This is a genomic window from Gracilibacillus pellucidus, from assembly GCF_033949965.1.
Taxonomy (GTDB): domain Bacteria; phylum Bacillota; class Bacilli; order Bacillales; family Amphibacillaceae; genus Gracilibacillus; species Gracilibacillus pellucidus.
In genome coordinates this window covers 1-18524 of the sequence record NZ_JAWZSR010000021.1, presented here as the reverse complement: position 1 = coordinate 18524, position 18524 = coordinate 1, and the positions used below count along the sequence as shown (strand labels likewise).

Below are 18524 nucleotides of genomic sequence, written 5' to 3'. Positions count from 1 at the left end.
ACATGAAGTAAAGAGTTATATGACTTATTACAACCATTATAGATATCAATGGAATTTAAAGAAGATGACCCCTGTGCAATACAGGAATCATCTTGACAATGTAGCTTAGTCTTTTTTTAAAATGTCCTTGACAAAGGGTACATTTCAATATTCCTTGAGTCTTTTACTATGATAGCGGCGGAGGGAATCGAACCCACGACCTCACGGGTATGAACCGTACGCTCTAGCCAGCTGAGCTACACCGCCATAATTATTTTCAACATGTCTTTTGAAAGACACAAGGAATATAATACAACAGCTTTACCCATCTGTCAACAAGCAAATACAATTTTTTTGTAAGATTTTTATGGTCTACAGTATGCCGAAAGGAGATCTATTTATTATTTATCGTCAAAGAGGGCATAACCAACATCTATTCGTTTTAAGTTGTGTAAGAGGAGTTATGTCGTTTTATATTATCTGTAAGGAATCACGTCGAACTTTTTGGAACGGCATCTTCCTTGCTTTGACAAAATATTAAAAGAGGATGTGATTTAATGTGGACAGAGGAGTGATATAAATGAACACATATACGGATAATAAACCAAAATCTTTTATTTCTACTGGCCAAATGAGTAAAGTACGAAGCAAAATAGGCAAGAAATGTGCAAACTTAATGTTTGAGAAAGGTTTGTTGATTTGGGTTATCGGATTTTTATTAGGACGAGCTGTCATTCTATCCACATTATCACCTTTTGTGCTCGCATTTATTGCAGCAGTATGGTTTTTGCGTCGAGATAAAGTGTTTCCTCTTATTACATTCTCATTGTTAGGAGCATTAACCTATGGTTTTGAGCATAGTTTCTATCTCTTTTTATCTATTTCCGCTTTTGTTGTTCTTTCCTTTTTTCTATATCAAACAAAGTCAGTGGAGAAATTTTTACCGTTTCTCGTCTTTGTAGCAGCAAGTGTTCCGCGTATTAGTATCTATGCTATGACGACCAAGCTTACCTATTTAGAGTGGGTTATTGCATTAGTGGAAGGTGTACTTGCAGCTGTCTTACTACTTATTTTTATGCAAAGTATTCCCTTATTATCACCGAAAAGATACAAACCTTTATTAAAAAATGAAGAAATTGTTTGCTTTATTATTTTGTTAGCATCTGTACTAACGGGTGTTATTGGTGTGGAACTATACCAAGCACAGCTGGAACAAGTATTTGCCCGGTACTTAGTGTTGCTTTTAGCATTAGTTGGTGGTGCGGCGATTGGTTCTACTGTAGGTGTAGTGGCTGGTTTAATATTAAGTCTTGCTAGTATTGCTAATTTATTTCAAATGAGTCTACTAGCGTTCGCAGGTTTATTGGGAGGGTTGTTAAAAGAGGGGCGCAAACTAGCTGTTAGTGTTGGTTTATTAGTAAGTACATTGTTAATTAGTTTATACGGCGATTCCTTCGAATATTTAGCGACAGCGCTTCTTGAATCTGTTTTAGCGATTGGTCTATTCTTGCTCACGCCGAGTTCATGGATAAAACAACTTGCCAAGTATGTACCAGGAACAGTAGAGCATGTGAATGAGCAGGAGCAATATTTACAAAAAGTCCGAAATGTGACTGCACATCGAGTAGAGCGGTTTTCGAATGTATTTAAAGCGTTATCACATAGTTTCCAAACGGAGTCGAAAGATAGAGAAGAACAGGATATTGAGGTCGACTACTATTTAAGTAATGTGACAGAGAAAACTTGTCAAACTTGCTTTAAGAAAGAAACATGCTGGGTACAGCAATTTGATAAAACCTATCATTTAATGAAAGGTGTGAAGGAGCAATTAGAGACAGATAATCAGTTGAATAATATGACGAATCGGCAATTTGAAAATCATTGTATGAAGTCTAAGAAAGTAATAGATACGATGCAACAAGAGTTATCTTTTTTTCAGGCTAATAAGCAATTGAAGAAACAAGTATTAGAGAGTAGACGGTTTGTCGCCGATCAGTTAAATGGTGTATCAGAAGTGATGGAAAGCTTTGCGAATGAAATACTTAAGGAAAAGGAAAATCATGAGCAACAAGAAATAGAGATTGTTGCGGCGCTTAAACATGTCGGAATTGAGTTAGAGAAGTTAGATATTTATACGTTAGAGAAAGGGAATATTGATATAGAGATGGTGATTTGTTTCCAAGAATATCATGGAGAGGCAGCTAAGATTATAGCACCAATCCTTTCAGACATCTTAGATGAAACGGTGATTGTTGCAACAGAAGACCTGTCTCCTTTAGCAAAAGGTCATAGCTTCTTTACTTTTGGTTCCGCTAGAAAATATGTAATCGATACAGGTGTTGCACACGCAGCAAAAGGTGGAGGATTAATCTCTGGAGATTGTTATAAATCATTAGATCTAGGTGCAGGAAAACACGCACTGGCAATAAGTGATGGAATGGGAAATGGTAATCGTGCTCATGAAGAAAGTACAGAAACTTTACGTTTATTACAACAAATTTTAGAATCGGGCTTACATGAACAAGTAGCAATTAAGTCGATAAATTCTATATTAGCCCTTCGAACAAATGAAGAAATCTATGCAACGTTAGATTTAGCTATGATTGATTTGCATCGAGCCGTCGTACAGTTCTTGAAGGTTGGTTCAACACCTAGTTTTATTCTAAGTAATAACAAAGTAGAAAAAGTGGAGGCTAGTAACCTTCCTATCGGAATTATTCAAGAAGTCGAAGTAGATGTCGTAAGTGCGCAATTAAGATCGGAGGATTTTTTAATCATGATGAGTGATGGCATATTTGAAGGACCAAAAAATATTGAGAATGTTGATTTATGGTTAGAACAGAAACTGCTAGAGATGGAAACAAGAGAACCGCAGGAAATAGCTGATTTGCTGTTAGAGGAAGTCATCCGAACACAAGGTGGTGAGATCGAAGATGATATGACTGTCCTTGTAGCCCAAATTAATGAAAATAAACCGCAATGGGCACCAATTAGATCGTTTCATCAGTTTGAAAGGGAGGAAATTAGTTAACAACCTTTTATTTTTTCGCCAGTGTGTTTTCTCATCTTGATAGCCGAATAAACAGAGTAAGCTTATTTATCATCAATAGTTGCACGTATAAAAGCCTCCGTTATTGGCGAACCTTACTATTAACCAACGACCAATAATTAGGAGGGAAATAAGGATGAAGGCAGGGACACTTAAGCAAATACTTTTACTGACAGATGGCTGTTCGAATCAGGGAGAAGATCCGTCACTAGTCGCTAGTTTAGTAGCAGAACAAGGAATAACTGTTAATGTGATTGGAATATTAGAAGACGATCGCTCAGAGCAACCAGCAGGTTTAGCAGAGGTTGAAGATATTGCAAGTAATGGCCAAGGTGTAAGTCAAATTGTTTACCAAGATGTTTTGGCTCAAACCGTTCAAGCTGTTACAAAACAAGCGATGACAGAGACATTACAAGGTGTTGTAAACAATGAGTTAAAACAAATACTTGGAAATGAAAAAACAATGGAAGAATTACCACCCGATCAACGTGGTGAAGTAATGGAAGTAGTAGATGAATTAGGAGAAACCAGTGATTTAGAAGTATTAGTATTAGTTGATACAAGTGCTAGTATGACGAATAAATTGCCGACTGTTCAAGAAGCGCTTGTTGATTTATCCATTAGTATGAATGCTCGAATAGGAAGAAGTCGTTTTGCTGTCTATCAATTTCCAGGTAGAAAGAAACCAATTCAGCAATTAGTAGATTGGACAGGCAAGTTAGATTCTATAACAACAATCTTTGCAAAAATAGCTACTGGCGGTGTTACACCGACCGGGCCAGCTTTAAAAGAAGCGATGTATCAATTTGGTAAGAAGTCGTTAAGAAGGAGATTTTTAAGCGATGATTACAAAGACATCGAAGAAGCCTGATATCTTTTTGAAGAAAGGGCAATTAGTAAAGGGGAAATGGCATCGCAAACATTACCATGTTATTAAAAAACTAGGTAGTGGGGCGATTGGTGCTGTTTACCTTTGCGTACATGAAAAGAAAAAGGTCGCGCTTAAAATTAGTAAGCAAAGCACATCGATTAGTTCTGAAGTCAATGTGTTAAAATCCTTCCAAGCGGTTCAAGGTTACCACCTTGGGCCTTCTTTAATAGATGTAGACGATTATCAAGCACACAACGGTTTTACGTATTCCTTTTATGTAATGGAATATATATCAGGAGAGTCTTTGCATGATTTTATGAGAAATAATAACGAGGAATGGCTGATTACACTATTAATTAAATTTTTGAATGATTTACATGTATTACACCAGCAAGGTTATGTCTTTGGAGATTTAAAGTTAGAAAATTTAATTGTGTCACAAAAGCCTACTAGATTGCGGTGGGTAGATGTAGGTGGTACGACATTACAAGGTAGAGCAATTAAGGAATATACGGAATTTTATGATCGTGCCTATTGGCAATGTGGTTCTCGTAAAGCAGATCCAGGTTATGATTTATTTGCGCTAGCAATGGTTATTATACGTGTTTACTATCCGAATGGTTTTTCTAAAGGGAATAGCCCAAAGAAAACATTACAGCAAAAAATCAATCAAGCAGTACAAATAGAACCTTTGAGAAAGCTATTGATGATGCTTGTTAATCAAACAATCGTGCGTGCAGAAGATGTAAAACAATATTTATTGCAATATTTTATTCATGAAAAAACAAGAAGTGATAGACGCGAAAATCAAGTAACTAAAAATAGACAAGAAGCAGTTTATTCTTATTTCGAGATTGGTGGTATCTTAACCATTGGTGCATTAGGTTACGTTTATGTTACATTATTTATGTGATAATAAGATTTTATAGGTCATATTATGTTAAAATAATGTAAACAAAAACGGATGGGGTGGTGGTTTTTGCGTAGGGTATCCCTTCATGAAAAATTAATGCCATTTATGAAGAAACATCAATTAATACATCAGGATGCTACGGTGTTGGTAGGTGTTTCTGGTGGAGCAGATTCTTTATTGTTATTACATTACCTAGTAAATATGAAAGAGCAATTACGTTTAAAGGTAATAGCAGTTTCCGTTGACCATGGTCTGCGTGGAGAAGAATCTAAAGAAGATGTGCGATATGTCAAAAATATTTGTGAGCAGCTACAAATTCCTTGTATAACAAGAGAAGTAGATGTAAAGAGTAGAAAGGAACTACATAAGGAAGGTACGCAAGTGGCAGCACGTACTTTACGTTATCAAGCTTTTGAAGAAGTTATGCAGGAGACAAAGGCAGATTTCTTAGCGCTCGCCCATCACGGTGATGATCAAGTAGAAACGGTACTTATGCGTTTAGTTCGTCAGTCTAATCCAGCCGCGCTTGCAGGGATGCCGATAAAGCGACGATTTGCAGGTGGTTATATTATTAGACCTTTCTTACCTTTATCAAAAGAAGATATATATCAATATTGTAGGGAGCTTCAACTTACTCCTAGAGAGGACCCTTCCAATCAATCTATTACTTACACACGTAATTATTTCCGTTTGAGGGTTATTCCTTTGTTAAAGGAGCAAGAATCTCAAGTGCATCACCATGTTCAGGAAATGACAGAGCGTATGGAAGAGGACCAAACTTATTTGTTAAATGAAGCAGAAAAGATGGTCGAGAAAGTCGTAACATATAAAGATAGCTTAGCGTTTTTTGATATCTCTGCATTTCAGTCATATCCGATAGCTTTACAAAGGCGCGCCTTTCATCTAATATTAAATTATCTTTATAAAAAAGTACCAACAGATTTGAATATACAACATGAAAAAGACTTTTTCGCTTTGTTAGACCAACAAAAGAGTAATGTTACAGTAGACTTTCCAAAATCATTGAAAATTTCAAAGAATTATCAGGAATTACGTTTCTACTTTCGCACGGATGTCAATAAGGAATGGGAAGTTCACCAGACGATTAATGTTCCGAGTGAAATTACCTTACCAAATGATGCCACGCTTAAAGTCGAATATGCCTCAGATCCTATCTGTGAAAACAGTCAGACTTTACATATCCCGATTGAATGTGAATCATTATTTCCGTTAAGTATACGCGTGAGAAAGCCTGGAGATCGTATGACGGTAAGAGGATTACATGGTCGAAAGAAAGTAAAAGATATTTTCATTGATGAAAAGATTCCCGTCTACTTACGTGATAGTTGGCCACTTATTTTCGGAGCGGATGGATCATTGCTTTGGATGGCAGGTTTGAAGAAGGCGGAAATAAAAGGAAAAAGATCTGTTGGTGAATATATTGTATTAACATACACAGATTTAAGTAATTAGGAGGCAGCAAGATGCATAATGAGATTAAAGAAATATTAATTTCAGAAGAACAAATACAAGCGAAATGTGAAGAGCTTGGCAAGCAATTAACAGAAGAATATGAGGGAAGGTTCCCACTAGCCATCGGTGTTTTAAAGGGAGCATTACCTTTTATGTCCGATATTTTACGTGCTATTGATACACATATAGAAATGGACTTTATGGATGTTTCTAGTTATGGGAATGAAATGCGTTCTTCAGGTGAAGTGAAAATCGTGAAAGATTTGAACACACAAGTAGAAGGTCGTGATATCTTAATTATTGAAGATATCATTGATAGTGGTCTTACCTTAAGTTATTTAGTGGATCTATTTAAATACCGAAAGGCTAAATCAATTAAGATCGTAACATTATTAGATAAGCCTGAAGGTAGAACCGTTGATATTAAGGCAGATATAGTAGGGTTTAAAGTACCGAATGAGTTTGTTGTTGGCTATGGGTTAGATTACCAAGAAAGATATCGCAATCTTCCATATATCGGTGTTTTGAAACCAGAAATTTATGGTGGAGAAGAGTAAAGGAAAAACCAATCAAGTATCAGTTGTAATTAGTTGTCATACGGTCTTACAGTATGGTACTATTTACTATAGTTTTCTCGTTTCGGGAGGAGGTAGGCTATGAATCGGATTATGCGTAATGTGATCCTATATTTTGTTGTATTTATAGCGGTAATTGGGATCATAACGATGTTCACCAGTCAAAACAATCAGGCTGATGAATTAAAAGTAAACGAATTTATGGAAGCTTTGGAAAACAACCAAATCAAAGAAATGGAAATGCGCCCTTCTAACGGTGTTATACGTGTAGTGGGGGAATTAACGGAAGATGATCAATCTTTCATCACTAATATTTTGGATAGTCCAGGTATCGTAGAGCATGTAGAAGATACTGCGAAAGATCAAGGTATATTGGTGAAGGTAGATGAAGAGGAACAACCAAGTGGATGGCTTACGCTTTTCACAACAATGATTCCTTTTATTATTATATTCATTTTATTCTTCTTCTTGCTTAACCAAGCTCAAGGTGGCGGAAGCCGTGTAATGAACTTCGGTAAGAGTAAGGCAAAAATGTACAGTGAAGAGAAGAAGAAAGTTCGCTTCAAAGATGTTGCTGGTGCAGATGAAGAGAAGCAAGAATTAGTAGAAGTAGTAGACTTCTTAAAAGACCCTCGTAAATTCTCTGCAATCGGTGCAACAATTCCTAAAGGGGTTTTATTAGTAGGACCTCCAGGTACAGGTAAGACGTTATTAGCAAGAGCTGTTGCGGGTGAAGCAGGTGTTCCGTTCTTCTCTATCAGTGGTTCGGACTTTGTTGAGATGTTCGTAGGTGTCGGTGCTTCCCGTGTACGTGACTTGTTTGAGAATGCGAAGAAAAATGCCCCATGTATCATCTTTATTGATGAGATTGATGCGGTAGGTCGTCAACGTGGTGCTGGTGTTGGTGGCGGTCATGATGAACGTGAACAAACATTAAACCAGTTACTAGTTGAAATGGATGGTTTCGGTGAAAATGAAGGGATTATCATCATTGCTGCAACAAATAGACCTGACATTTTAGATCCGGCGTTATTACGACCAGGACGTTTTGATCGTCAAATTACAGTAGATCGTCCAGACTTAAATGGACGTGAGGATGTGCTTAAAGTGCATGCTCGTAATAAGCCATTATCTAGCGATGTAGAACTAAAAACAATTGCAATGCGAACTCCAGGCTTCTCAGGTGCAGACCTTGAGAACTTGCTGAATGAAGCAGCGCTAGTAGCAGCTCGTCGTGATAAAGAGAAAATCGATATGGAAGATGTCGATGAAGCAATTGACCGTGTTATTGCCGGTCCAGCTAAGAAAAGTAGAGTTATCTCTGAAAAAGAACGTAACATCGTTGCATACCATGAAAGTGGACACACTATTATTGGTATGGTACTAGACGATGCGGATATGGTTCATAAAGTAACAATTGTGCCTCGTGGGCAAGCTGGTGGGTATGCAGTAATGCTACCTCGTGAAGATCGTTACTTTATGACAAAACCAGAATTATTGGATAAGATCACAGGTCTTTTAGGTGGTCGTGTTGCAGAGGAAATTATTTTCGGCGAAGTAAGTACCGGGGCCCATAATGACTTCCAACGTGCAACAGGGATCGCTCGTAAAATGGTTATGGAATACGGTATGAGTGATAAGATCGGACCGTTACAGTTTGGTAATAGCCAAGGTCAAGTATTCTTAGGTCGTGATATGCAAAGTGAGCAAAACTATAGTGATGCTATTGCATATGAAATTGACCAAGAAGTCCAAAATATTATCCAATCAAGCTATGATCGTGCGAAACAGATTCTAACAGAAAACCGTGATAAGCTAGAACTTGTAGCCAAAACATTGTTAGAAGTAGAAACGTTAGATGCCGGTCAAATCAAATCATTATTTGAAGATGGGGTACTACCAGACCCAGTTGTTTCTGAACAAGATGGCAAAGAAACACCATCTGAAACAATTTCAGAAGCGAAAACAACAAATGATGAATCTGTTTCTGATTCAGATGTCAAAGTAAACATTCAATCAAACGATAAAGAAGATAACTACTTCGAACAAAATTCAACAAGCTACTTTGACGAAGATAAGAACGACTCAGAAGATAAAGACAAACAATAAAAGCAAAAAGCAGTTCCTAGATAGATAGGAACTGCTTTTTTGTGGTTAATGCTTGCTCTAATTAGCTTGATGAACAGAATAAGTGCTTCGTTCTTCCGTTTGACTAATGATAAGTGTATACACAACACGGTTGCCAACCACTACACACCTACATAAAGAGTGAGAGCATTCCGTCGAGGTATTAGCGTATTTGCTTTATTGTTTGTATCTAGCTTAAAAGATTATAAAAACGTAGTTGCGAGTTTAAAACTTGCTACTTGTTGCAGACTAGCTTTAAAATATGGAATTGTAGTAACCAATATTTTAACATTGTGGAGGATATTATGATTTTTGTAATAGATGTCGGGAATACCAACACGGTATTGGGTGTATTTAAAGAAGGACAGTTAACATACCAGTGGCGTATGCAAACAGATAAAAATAAAACGGAAGATGAATATGCAATGTTTGTTAAATCCCTGTTAGAGCATGAGGGATTAATGATATCAGATATTAATGGCATTGTGATTTCTTCGGTTGTTCCGCCTATTCTTTTTGCTTTAGAGCGAATGGCAGATAAGTACTTCCACTGCAATCCTATGATCATTGGGAACGAAAAGGTGAATCCATATTTAAAAATGAAGTATCCTAATCCTAAAGAGCTAGGTGCTGATCGTGTTGTTAATGCGGTTGGTGTTGTAAAGGAATATGGTGTTCCGAGCATTATTATTGATTTTGGTACGGCAACAACGTATTGTTACCTCAATGAAAAAGGGGAATATGTTAGTGGTGTAATTACACCGGGTATTAATATCTCTTTAGATGCGTTATATCAAAATGCAGCTAAATTGCCGAAGATCGAATTAAAGAAACCGAAGAGAGTGTTAGGCGAGTCAACGGTAGAAGCGATGCAATCAGGTGTTTATTTCGGATATGTTGGACAAGTGGATGCTGTTGTTAACCGAATTAAAGAAGAAGTAGGAGGCACACCTAAGGTTATCGCTACAGGTGGATTAGCGACATTGATTGCAGCCGACTCTTCGGTAATTGATATTGTCGATCCTTATTTAACACTTAAAGGGTTATATGAAGTATATAAGAAGAACGAAAAGGATTTTTCAAAATAGAAAGGACGTTTATAACAAATGAAAGATTATTTACTAAAAGCAACGGCATATAATGGTGAGGTCAGAGCGTATGCGATTCGTTCAACAGAGACAGTAGAGGAAGCACGTAGACGCCAGGATACATGGGCAACTACATCAGCTGCACTAGGAAGAACTATTACCATTTCGACAATGCTAGGTGCTATGTTGAAGGGTGAAGATAAATTAACAGTGAAGGTAGAAGGTAATGGACCAGTGGGTGCTGTTATTGCGGATGCAAATGCAAAAGGCGAAGTGCGTGGATATGTAATCAATCCGCATGTTGATTTTGAATCAAATGCGCAAGGGAAACTAGATGTAAGAAGAGCTGTCGGAACAAAAGGAACATTAAGTGTTGTAAAAGATGTTGGATTAAAGACTAACTTTACTGGCCAAGTTCCCATTGTATCCGGCGAAATTAGTGAAGATTTTACTTACTACTTAGCAACTTCTGAACAAGTGCCATCTGCTGTTGGTGCAGGTGTATTAGTTAACCCGGACCATACGATCTTAGCTGCAGGTGGTTTTATTGTACAAATGATGCCAGGAGCATCTGAAACGACTATCGCCAAAATTGAAGAAAGTATCAATTCCATTGCACCTATTTCAACATTAATTCAAGAAGGAAAACAACCAGAGGAAATCCTGGAATTATTGTTAGGGAAAGATAATGTGAAAATTCATGAGAATATGCCGGTGCAATTCCATTGTCCATGTTCTAAAGAAAGAATGGGAGTAGCTATTAAAGGGTTAGGTAATGATGAGATTGATGCGATGATTAGAGAAGATCATGGTGCAACAGCTTCTTGCCATTTCTGTAATGAGACATATACGTTCTCTATCAATGATTTACAAGCGTTGAAAACAGAATAATAGGAGGAAGAGCTGTTGAAAACATCGCGTCTAGTTCTATGGTCCATTGTTATCCTTTTGCTTATTACGAATATTTCGACAGTAATTGTTTTTACTGGTGAACGAAATAAGAGTAGTTTAGCTATATTAGAAAATAAATCAGTAGATCCTGCTGAACCTTTAGCAAAAGTAAATCAAAAGGAAATTAACTATCAAGAATGGCAGCATGAATTAGTTACACGATACGGAGAATCTGTCTTATATGACCTCATCGATAAGGAGGTTGTCTTTCAGCTAGCTGAGCAAGAAGGTATCGAGGTCCATCCCAAAATTGTAGATCGAGAATTAGCGAGAATGATGATAACAAAAGGTATATTATCAGATGAGGAAAAACAGCAAAAGTTAGAAGAGTGGACCGATCAAATTAATCATCGATACTATCTTCAATACCTTTTGAGTAAAGATATAGCGGTATCTGAACAAGAAATAGTAGATTATTATCAGATGTACAAAAACCAATATCAGTTTCAAGATATGGTGCAGTTGTCGCATATAGTTGTTTCAACAAAGCCAGAGGCAGAATATGCGATAGCTAGGTTAGAAGGTGGCGAATCTTTTCAAGATGTTGCGCGGGAATTATCAATAGATGATATGCGCGCAACGGATAACGGTTATCTAGGGTATTATGCGGAGACTAGTAGCTTTATACCGACTGAATATTACCAAGTGGCAATCTCGCTTACGCCTGGGACATATAGTGAACCGATAGAGGTTAGTGGTGGTTATGCCATTATCTTTCAGCATCAGCATTTGCCTGCTATTACAGTGAGTTTAGAAGAAGCGTATGAAGAAGTAAGACAGGACATAGCGTTATCCAAATTAGAACAAGATGTGAATGCATCAAGCTTGTGGGAAAGAGTGGATATAAATATATATAAGGATAATGGCTTAATAGAGTAAAAAAACCTCATGAACCTTCCAGTTAATGGGTTGACATTGTATCCATTTTCAGTTACATTGTATATAATACCTATAAAAATACTTGGAATTGAGGAGGAACTGGAATGAGTGTAGCGCAAAGTGTTGCAGAATTGATTGGAAATACCCCAATTGTAAAATTAAATCGTACAGTAGACCCAGAAGGTGCAGAGGTTTATGTAAAGTTGGAGTTTATGAATCCTGGTAGTTCTGTTAAAGATCGTATTGCTCTAGCTATGGTAGAAGCAGCTGAGGAATCTGGTGCTTTAAAAGAAGGTGATACGATTATTGAGCCAACTAGTGGAAATACTGGTATTGGTTTAGCTTTAGTAGCAGCTATTAAAGGATATAAAGCAATTTTAGTAATGCCTGATACAATGAGTTTAGAAAGACGTAACTTATTGCGTGCTTATGGTGCAGAATTAGTTCTTACGCCAGGAGCAGAAGGAATGAAGGGTGCGATTGCGAAAGCAACAGAATTGCAGGAGGAGCATGGGTATTTTATGCCTCAGCAATTTAATAATGAAGCGAACCCAGATGCTCATGCACGTACTACTGGTAAAGAAATCGTAGAACAAATGGGCGATCAATTAGATGCTTTTGTTTCTGGTATTGGTACAGGTGGTACCATTACTGGCGCAGGTAAAGTCTTAAAAGAACATTATCAAGATGTTAAGATTTATGCAGTGGAGCCAACAGATTCAGCGGTTTTATCAGGTGGTAAACCAGGACCTCACAAAATCCAAGGTATTGGTGCAGGATTTGTACCAGAGGTTTTAAATACGGACATTTACGATGAAGTTGTTACAGTATCAAATGATCAAGCTTATGAAACTGCAAGAGAAGCAGCTCGTAAAGATGGAGTTCTTGGTGGTGTTTCATCAGGTGCCGCAATTTATGCCGCAAAACAAGTAGCGAAAAAACTTGGAAAAGGCAAAAAAGTATTAGCGGTAATCCCGAGTAATGGAGAACGCTACTTATCAACACCGCTTTATCAATTTGATGAAGAATAATATATAATAAAAGAACTAACCCCGTTTCGATAACAAGGAGCGGGGTTTTGTTTATCACGGTACATGAGTCCGTAAAACCCCCACTTCAAGATTCGAGTGAAAACGAGGAAGCGAAGATGGGGGATAAACGGACGCTAACTCCCTGATAAGTTTTGTTAACAATCAGTGGGAGTCAAAAACTCTCACTGATTGAAGTCTCACTTTATAGCAAAGAAAGGATACAATTTAAGTGTTCGTCTAGCTAGGAACGCTCAGAAATTGGGCGTTTTTCTCATCATATTTTGGCGATGAAGTTACATATTAAGCAAGACCCTCTAAATTTTTAGAAACAGTTATGCTATAATATTTTGTTATGAATAGTTTATCACGGTGCAATCGTCCGTAAAACCCCACTTCAAGATTCGAGTGAAAACGAGGAAGCGAAGATAAGGGATAAACGGACGCTAACTCCCTGATAAGTTTCGCTAACAATCAGTGGGAGTCAAAAACTCCCACTGATTGAAATATTGCTTTATAGAAATCATTTTGTGAGGACGGGGTATCATGCACGAGTGGCTACAGACAAAGACAAAAAATTATCGTTATCAAGACAAAACATTAGTGATGGGTATCTTAAATGTTACGCCAGACTCTTTTTCTGATGGTGGACAATATCATACGATTGAAGCAGCTATTCGCCAAGCGAAGCAATTGGAGGCGGAAGGCGCAGATATTATTGATATTGGTGGTGAGTCTACTAGACCTGGTCATACTCCGGTAACAGAAAAAGAAGAATTAGAACGTGTTGTACCAGTTATTGAAGCTTTAACAGATGTTGTAACAGTACCAATTTCAATAGATACGTGGAAAGCGAATGTAGCAAAGAGAGCGATTGAGGCGGGTGCGTCCATCATTAATGATATTTGGGGCGGTAAAAGAGAACCCGAAATCGCCCGAGTGGCAGCAGAACTAAATGTACCAATTATTTTAATGCATAATCGGGAAGTGCCTGAGTATGGTTCGTTGATTGATGATGTTTTAGTCGATTTACAAGAAAGCATTGAACTTGCATTAGATGCAGGGGTGAAGAAGGAAAATATTATACTTGATCCAGGCGTTGGTTTTGCCAAGACATATGAGGAGAACATTCAAGTGATGCAGGAGATGGATCGATTGAGAGAACTTGATTACCCTGTTTTACTTGGAACATCCCGAAAATCTGTCATTGCTAAAACATTAAACCTGCCAGTAGATGAGCGGGATGAAGGTACAGGTGCTACTGTATGCTATGGTATGATAAAAGGTTGCGAGATTGTTCGTGTCCATAATGTCGAGATGCATGTAAGGATGACGAAGATGATGGACAAGTTAATTGGTAAAGGTGGTGTACAGAATGGATAAAATTCATTTGAATCAAATGAGTTTTTATGGATTTCATGGAGTATTTCCTGAAGAAAAAAAGCTAGGGCAACGGTTCTTAGTAGATCTTATATTAGAAACGGACCTGCAAAAGGCGGGTAAGTCAGACGACCTTCATCATTCCATTGATTATGGACTTGTTTATCAGGTGACTAAACAAGTGGTAGAAGGTTACTCAAAAAATTTAGTGGAAGCAGTAGCTGAAGAAATTGCACAATCGCTTTTAGTGCGATTTGACTTATTACAAGCCTGTACGGTCAAGGTAGTGAAACCAGATCCGCCAATACCAGGTCATTATCAGTCGGTTGCTGTTGAGATTTACAGGGAGAAGAATTTATGAACAAAGCATATATAGCACTTGGTTCCAATATCGAACCAAGATTAACGTATCTAAATAAAGCGATAGACCATTTGGCTAATCATGATAAAATAGAAGTAGCAGCTGAGTCTTCCATTTATGAGACAGATCCTGTTGGTTATGTAGAGCAAGAGCAATTTTTAAATATGGTAATAGAAGCAACAACCGAGTTAGATCCGATTGCTTTGTTGGATGTTTGCCAAAGCGTGGAAAGTAAGCTCGGTAGAGAAAGAGAAATAAAATGGGGACCAAGAACGATCGACCTTGATATTTTGTTGTATCATCAAGAAGTTTTTGAATCAGAACGATTGATTTTGCCACATCCAAGGTTACATGAACGAGCATTTGTTTTAATTCCATTAGCGGAAATCAATCCACTTTTATATATCGAACAATTAAGACAAAATATTACACAACTATTAACTACAATACCTGTACAAGACAAAGAAGGGGTAGTCAAATGGCAGCAACTAGATGGGGTAAACGAATCAAAGCGTTTAGAAAGTTAAAAGGATATACACAAGTAGGTTTTGCCAAGGAGTTAGGAATATCTGTTACACAATTAGGAGAAATCGAACGAGACAAGAGAGTTCCGACGAAGAATAATCTAGAAGACATTACGAAAAAACTTGGGATTACGATGGAAGAGTTACAACCAAGAGTGAAAGAAAGTGAGAAGAATCAATATGTGGAAAATAGGTGACGTAGAAATCCCTAACCAAGTCGTATTGGCACCGATGGCAGGTGTAAGTAACTGGGCGTTTCGCTTAACGGTAAAAGAGTTTGGCGCAGGCCTTGTCTGTGCGGAAATGGTTAGTGATAAAGGTATTGTTAATAAGAATAAACGAACGATGGAAATGTTATATATTGATGAAGAAGAAAAGCCAATGAGTTTGCAAATCTTTGGAGGGTATCGTGATACGCTAGTAGAAGCGGCGCAATTTGTAGATAAGCATACAAATGCAGATATTATCGATATTAATATGGGATGTCCTGTTCCGAAGATCACAAAATGCGATGCGGGTTCACGTTGGTTACTACAGCCTGAGAAGATTTATGAAATGGTAGCTGAAGTGGTACAAGCTGTAGACAAGCCTGTAACAGTAAAGATGCGTTCTGGTTGGGATACAGATAGTATCTATGCTTTAGAAAATGCTCAAGCCCTTCAAGAAGCAGGTGCTAAAGCGATGGCGCTACACGGTCGTACTAGAGAGCAGTTGTATGAAGGTATAGCGGATTGGGATATTGTCCGTCGTGTAAAGGAGTCTGTGGATATTCCTGTTATAGGAAATGGGGATGTCGATTCACCAGAGGTGGCGAAGCGCCGTTTAGAAGAGACAGGTGTAGATGCTATTATGATTGGGAGAGCGGCTCTAGGTAACCCATGGATTATGTATCAAACGGTTCAATATCTAGAAACAGGTGAATTAATTGATGAACCAACTGCAGCCCAGAAAATACAAGTATGCCTGCTACACGCAGAGCGTTTGATGAAGTTAAAAGGAGAGCGTGTTGCGGTAATGGAAATGCGTAAACACGCAGCGTGGTACTTAAAAGGGTTAAAAGGAACGGGTAAAGTACGTAGTTTAATCAATCAAGCTGAGACGAAGAAAGAATTAGAAGAAGTACTATATGATTTTGTAGAACAATTAGAGCAAAAAGCTAGAGTTTCCTAAGGGTCTAAACGTTGACACAATGAAATTCGTTTTCTATACTAATCATGAATGAGTTACTGCCAGTACGATTCTGGCAGTTTTTTGATATAGAGCATATATAATTTAATTATAGAGGTGAGCAGGATGAGCGAAGAACTAAACGAACATATGCGTGTGCGTCTAGAAAAAATGAACAATCATCGCGAGCAAGGGTTAGATCCATTTGGGGATAAGTTTGCTCGTACACACTTGGCAGAAGAGTTAAAAGAACAGTTTGATCAATTTACGAAAGAAGAATTAGAAGAAAAGGCGATTGAAACGACGGTAGCAGGCCGTATCATGACAAAACGAGGAAAAGGTAAAGCTGGTTTCTCTCATATTCAAGATCTAAGTGGTCAGGTACAGTTATATGTACGTAAAGATAAAGTTGGCGATGAGGCTTACGAAATCTTTAAATCAGCGGATTTAGGAGATATTGTAGGAGTTACAGGTACAGTCTTTAAAACAAATGTAGGGGAGTTATCTGTTAAAGCAACTGAATTTACGCTACTAACAAAATCACTTAGACCTTTACCAGAGAAATTCCACGGTTTAAAAGATGTAGAACAACGTTACCGTCAACGTTATTTAGACTTGATTACGAATATGGAAAGTAAAAATACGTTTGTTCTTCGTAGTAAGATCATTCAATCGATGCGCCGATATTTAGATTCAAAAGGTTTCTTAGAAGTAGAAACACCAATGATGCATAGTATTGCGGGTGGTGCTTCGGCACGTCCGTTTGTCACACACCATAATGCATTAGATATTCCACTATATATGCGTATTGCAATTGAGCTACATTTAAAACGTTTGATTGTCGGTGGTATGGAGAAAGTATATGAAATTGGTCGTGTATTCCGTAATGAGGGGGTATCTACTCGTCATAATCCGGAGTTTACAATGATTGAGCTATATGAGGCATATGCAGATTACCATGATATTATGGAACTTGTGGAAAATATGGTTGCTCACATCGCGGAAGAAGTATCAGGTTCTACAACGATTACTTATGGAGATGATGAGATTCGTTTAGCGCCACAATGGACAAGATTACACATGGTAGATGCAATTAAAGAACATACAGGTGTGGATTTTTGGAAAGAGATGTCTGATGAAGAAGCCAAAGCATTGGCTAAAGAACATAATATTGAAATACAAGATACGATGACATACGGGCATATTGTGAATGAGTTCTTCGAGCAGAAAGTAGAAGAGAAATTAATTCAACCTACTTTCATCTACGGGCATCCTGTAGAGATTTCTCCTTTAGCTAAGAAAAATAAAGAAGACGGCCGTTTTACAGATCGTTTCGAGTTATTTATTGTAGGACGTGAGCATGCTAATGCATTCTCTGAATTAAATGATCCAATTGACCAAAGAGAACGATTTGAAGCGCAAGTAAAAGAGAAAGAACAAGGTAATGATGAAGCACATGAAATGGATGAAGACTTCTTGGAAGCATTAGAATATGGTATGCCTCCAACGGGTGGTCTAGGAATTGGTATTGATCGACTAGTTATGTTGTTAACTAATTCTCCTTCTATTAGAGATGTATTGTTATTCCCGCAAATGCGTAATAAATAATAAATAGTAGATAAAAGAAAAACAACCTCGCCGATAAACTGGCGAGGTTGTTTTTTATATAATAATTAAATAGGAAACAGCTAACTATCTATTTAGAGTAGTTAGGGAAGACTTGGTTTTATTATTACTTGGTAATAGTGAGGGATAGGCGTAAAAGTGTTTATAATGCTAGGTGCAAGTTTATGAAATCCATTCATAAACTAATTGAAAATAAAATCATAAAAAACTTTTAAAAAAGTGTTGACGTATGTTCTTTGGTCGTGGTATATTATTATACGTCGCTGAAACAGCGGATGAAAAACAACATATCACAACAACAAACGAAAAAATAATTTCAAAAAGTTGTTGACATCAAAACGACAAGATGTTATGATATAAAAGTTGTCGCTAAAAAAGACAACGACATTGAACTTTGAAAACTGAACAAAACAACCAGTATGAATTTAAACATGAAACATGCTAGCTTATAGAAGTGAGCATAAGTCAACTTTATTGAGAGTTTGATCTTGGCTCAGGACGAACGCTGGCGGCGTGCCTAATACATGCAAGTC

At 37.5% G+C, this 18524-nt stretch carries 17 protein-coding genes, 1 tRNA gene and 1 rRNA gene; 18 read left to right on the top strand and 1 reads right to left on the bottom strand.

Going from position 1 to position 18524, the window contains the following annotated elements:
• Positions 1-109, top strand: a 109-nt coding sequence (locus SH601_RS17305; protein ID WP_319959484.1) for an IS3 family transposase, incomplete at its 5' end; no start/stop codon positions are given.
• A gap of 63 nt (positions 110-172) precedes the next feature.
• Here SH601_RS17305 and SH601_RS17300 read toward each other — a convergent pair.
• Positions 173-246: transfer RNA gene (locus SH601_RS17300), tRNA-Met, on the bottom strand.
• 313 nt (positions 247-559) lie between these two features.
• On the opposite strand from SH601_RS17300, the gene spoIIE reads away from it, so the two are divergent.
• The 17 genes from spoIIE to SH601_RS17215 all read left to right on the top strand — a co-directional run.
• Positions 560-3010 carry a stage II sporulation protein E gene (gene spoIIE, locus SH601_RS17295; RefSeq protein ID WP_319959595.1) on the top strand — a complete coding sequence of 817 codons (2451 nt, stop codon included), beginning with the start codon at positions 560-562 and terminating at the stop codon, positions 3008-3010.
• A gap of 136 nt (positions 3011-3146) precedes the next feature.
• Positions 3147-3899 (top strand): vWA domain-containing protein, encoded by a 753-nt coding sequence (locus SH601_RS17290; RefSeq protein ID WP_319959597.1) that lies wholly within the window; start codon positions 3147-3149, stop codon positions 3897-3899.
• Positions 3871-4812 carry a serine/threonine protein kinase gene (locus tag SH601_RS17285; protein WP_319959594.1) on the top strand — a complete coding sequence of 314 codons (942 nt, stop codon included), beginning with the start codon at positions 3871-3873 and terminating at the stop codon, positions 4810-4812. The genes SH601_RS17290 and SH601_RS17285 overlap by 29 nt, the downstream gene beginning before the upstream one ends.
• 66 nt (positions 4813-4878) lie before the next feature.
• Positions 4879-6285 (top strand): tRNA lysidine(34) synthetase TilS, encoded by a 1407-nt coding sequence (gene tilS / locus SH601_RS17280; RefSeq protein ID WP_319959593.1) that lies wholly within the window; start codon positions 4879-4881, stop codon positions 6283-6285.
• Positions 6286-6296: 11 nt separating this feature from the next.
• The gene (gene hpt / locus SH601_RS17275; protein WP_319959591.1) at positions 6297-6842 is read left to right on the top strand and encodes a hypoxanthine phosphoribosyltransferase; all 546 of its coding nucleotides are present in this window, start codon (positions 6297-6299) and stop codon (positions 6840-6842) included.
• Positions 6843-6941: 99 nt separating this feature from the next.
• Positions 6942-8969, top strand: a complete 2028-nt coding sequence (gene ftsH / locus SH601_RS17270; RefSeq protein ID WP_319959590.1) for an ATP-dependent zinc metalloprotease FtsH — start codon at positions 6942-6944, stop codon at positions 8967-8969.
• Positions 8970-9292: 323 nt separating this feature from the next.
• Positions 9293-10075, top strand: a complete 783-nt coding sequence (locus tag SH601_RS17265) for a type III pantothenate kinase (RefSeq protein ID WP_319959589.1) — start codon at positions 9293-9295, stop codon at positions 10073-10075.
• Positions 10076-10093: 18 nt separating this feature from the next.
• The gene (gene hslO, locus SH601_RS17260; RefSeq protein WP_319959588.1) at positions 10094-10966 is read left to right on the top strand and encodes an Hsp33 family molecular chaperone HslO; all 873 of its coding nucleotides are present in this window, start codon (positions 10094-10096) and stop codon (positions 10964-10966) included.
• A 15-nt stretch (positions 10967-10981) separates the two neighbouring features.
• A complete protein-coding gene (locus SH601_RS17255; RefSeq protein ID WP_319959587.1) occupies positions 10982-11905 on the top strand; it encodes a peptidylprolyl isomerase in 924 nt (307 codons plus the stop codon).
• 104 nt (positions 11906-12009) lie between these two features.
• A complete protein-coding gene (gene cysK / locus SH601_RS17250) occupies positions 12010-12936 on the top strand; it encodes a cysteine synthase A (protein WP_319959586.1) in 927 nt (308 codons plus the stop codon).
• Between the two features lie 543 nt (positions 12937-13479).
• On the top strand, positions 13480-14316 hold the full coding sequence (folP, locus tag SH601_RS17245) for a dihydropteroate synthase (protein ID WP_319959585.1): 837 nt from the start codon (positions 13480-13482) through the stop codon (positions 14314-14316).
• Positions 14309-14674 carry a dihydroneopterin aldolase gene (gene folB / locus SH601_RS17240; protein WP_319959584.1) on the top strand — a complete coding sequence of 122 codons (366 nt, stop codon included), beginning with the start codon at positions 14309-14311 and terminating at the stop codon, positions 14672-14674. Before folP ends, folB begins: the two co-directional genes overlap by 8 nt.
• Complete coding sequence (folK, locus tag SH601_RS17235) at positions 14671-15201, top strand: 2-amino-4-hydroxy-6-hydroxymethyldihydropteridine diphosphokinase (RefSeq protein WP_319959583.1); 531 nt, start codon at positions 14671-14673, stop codon at positions 15199-15201. The genes folB and folK overlap by 4 nt, the downstream gene beginning before the upstream one ends.
• Complete coding sequence (locus SH601_RS17230) at positions 15153-15395, top strand: helix-turn-helix domain-containing protein (RefSeq protein ID WP_319959582.1); 243 nt, start codon at positions 15153-15155, stop codon at positions 15393-15395. The genes folK and SH601_RS17230 overlap by 49 nt, the downstream gene beginning before the upstream one ends.
• Positions 15379-16368: a tRNA dihydrouridine synthase DusB gene (dusB, locus tag SH601_RS17225; protein ID WP_319959596.1), complete on the top strand. Its 990-nt coding sequence runs from the start codon at positions 15379-15381 to the stop codon at positions 16366-16368. The genes SH601_RS17230 and dusB overlap by 17 nt, the downstream gene beginning before the upstream one ends.
• 123 nt (positions 16369-16491) lie before the next feature.
• Positions 16492-17973 (top strand): lysine--tRNA ligase, encoded by a 1482-nt coding sequence (lysS, locus tag SH601_RS17220; RefSeq protein WP_319959580.1) that lies wholly within the window; start codon positions 16492-16494, stop codon positions 17971-17973.
• Positions 17974-18461: 488 nt separating this feature from the next.
• Positions 18462-18524 (top strand): 16S ribosomal RNA (locus SH601_RS17215); the annotation flags it as partial.

Coding starts and splice junctions, on each gene's coding strand:
- folK (WP_319959583.1), top strand. CDS start 14,671: ATGAACAAAGCATATATAGCACTTGGTTCCAATATCGAACCAAGATTA.
- SH601_RS17265 (WP_319959589.1), top strand. CDS start 9,293: ATGATTTTTGTAATAGATGTCGGGAATACCAACACGGTATTGGGTGTA.
- hslO (WP_319959588.1), top strand. CDS start 10,094: ATGAAAGATTATTTACTAAAAGCAACGGCATATAATGGTGAGGTCAGA.
- dusB (WP_319959596.1), top strand. CDS start 15,379: ATGTGGAAAATAGGTGACGTAGAAATCCCTAACCAAGTCGTATTGGCA.
- SH601_RS17230 (WP_319959582.1), top strand. CDS start 15,153: ATGGCAGCAACTAGATGGGGTAAACGAATCAAAGCGTTTAGAAAGTTA.
- hpt (WP_319959591.1), top strand. CDS start 6,297: ATGCATAATGAGATTAAAGAAATATTAATTTCAGAAGAACAAATACAA.
- folB (WP_319959584.1), top strand. CDS start 14,309: ATGGATAAAATTCATTTGAATCAAATGAGTTTTTATGGATTTCATGGA.
- cysK (WP_319959586.1), top strand. CDS start 12,010: ATGAGTGTAGCGCAAAGTGTTGCAGAATTGATTGGAAATACCCCAATT.
- SH601_RS17285 (WP_319959594.1), top strand. CDS start 3,871: ATGATTACAAAGACATCGAAGAAGCCTGATATCTTTTTGAAGAAAGGG.
- folP (WP_319959585.1), top strand. CDS start 13,480: ATGCACGAGTGGCTACAGACAAAGACAAAAAATTATCGTTATCAAGAC.
- ftsH (WP_319959590.1), top strand. CDS start 6,942: ATGAATCGGATTATGCGTAATGTGATCCTATATTTTGTTGTATTTATA.
- spoIIE (WP_319959595.1), top strand. CDS start 560: ATGAACACATATACGGATAATAAACCAAAATCTTTTATTTCTACTGGC.
- lysS (WP_319959580.1), top strand. CDS start 16,492: ATGAGCGAAGAACTAAACGAACATATGCGTGTGCGTCTAGAAAAAATG.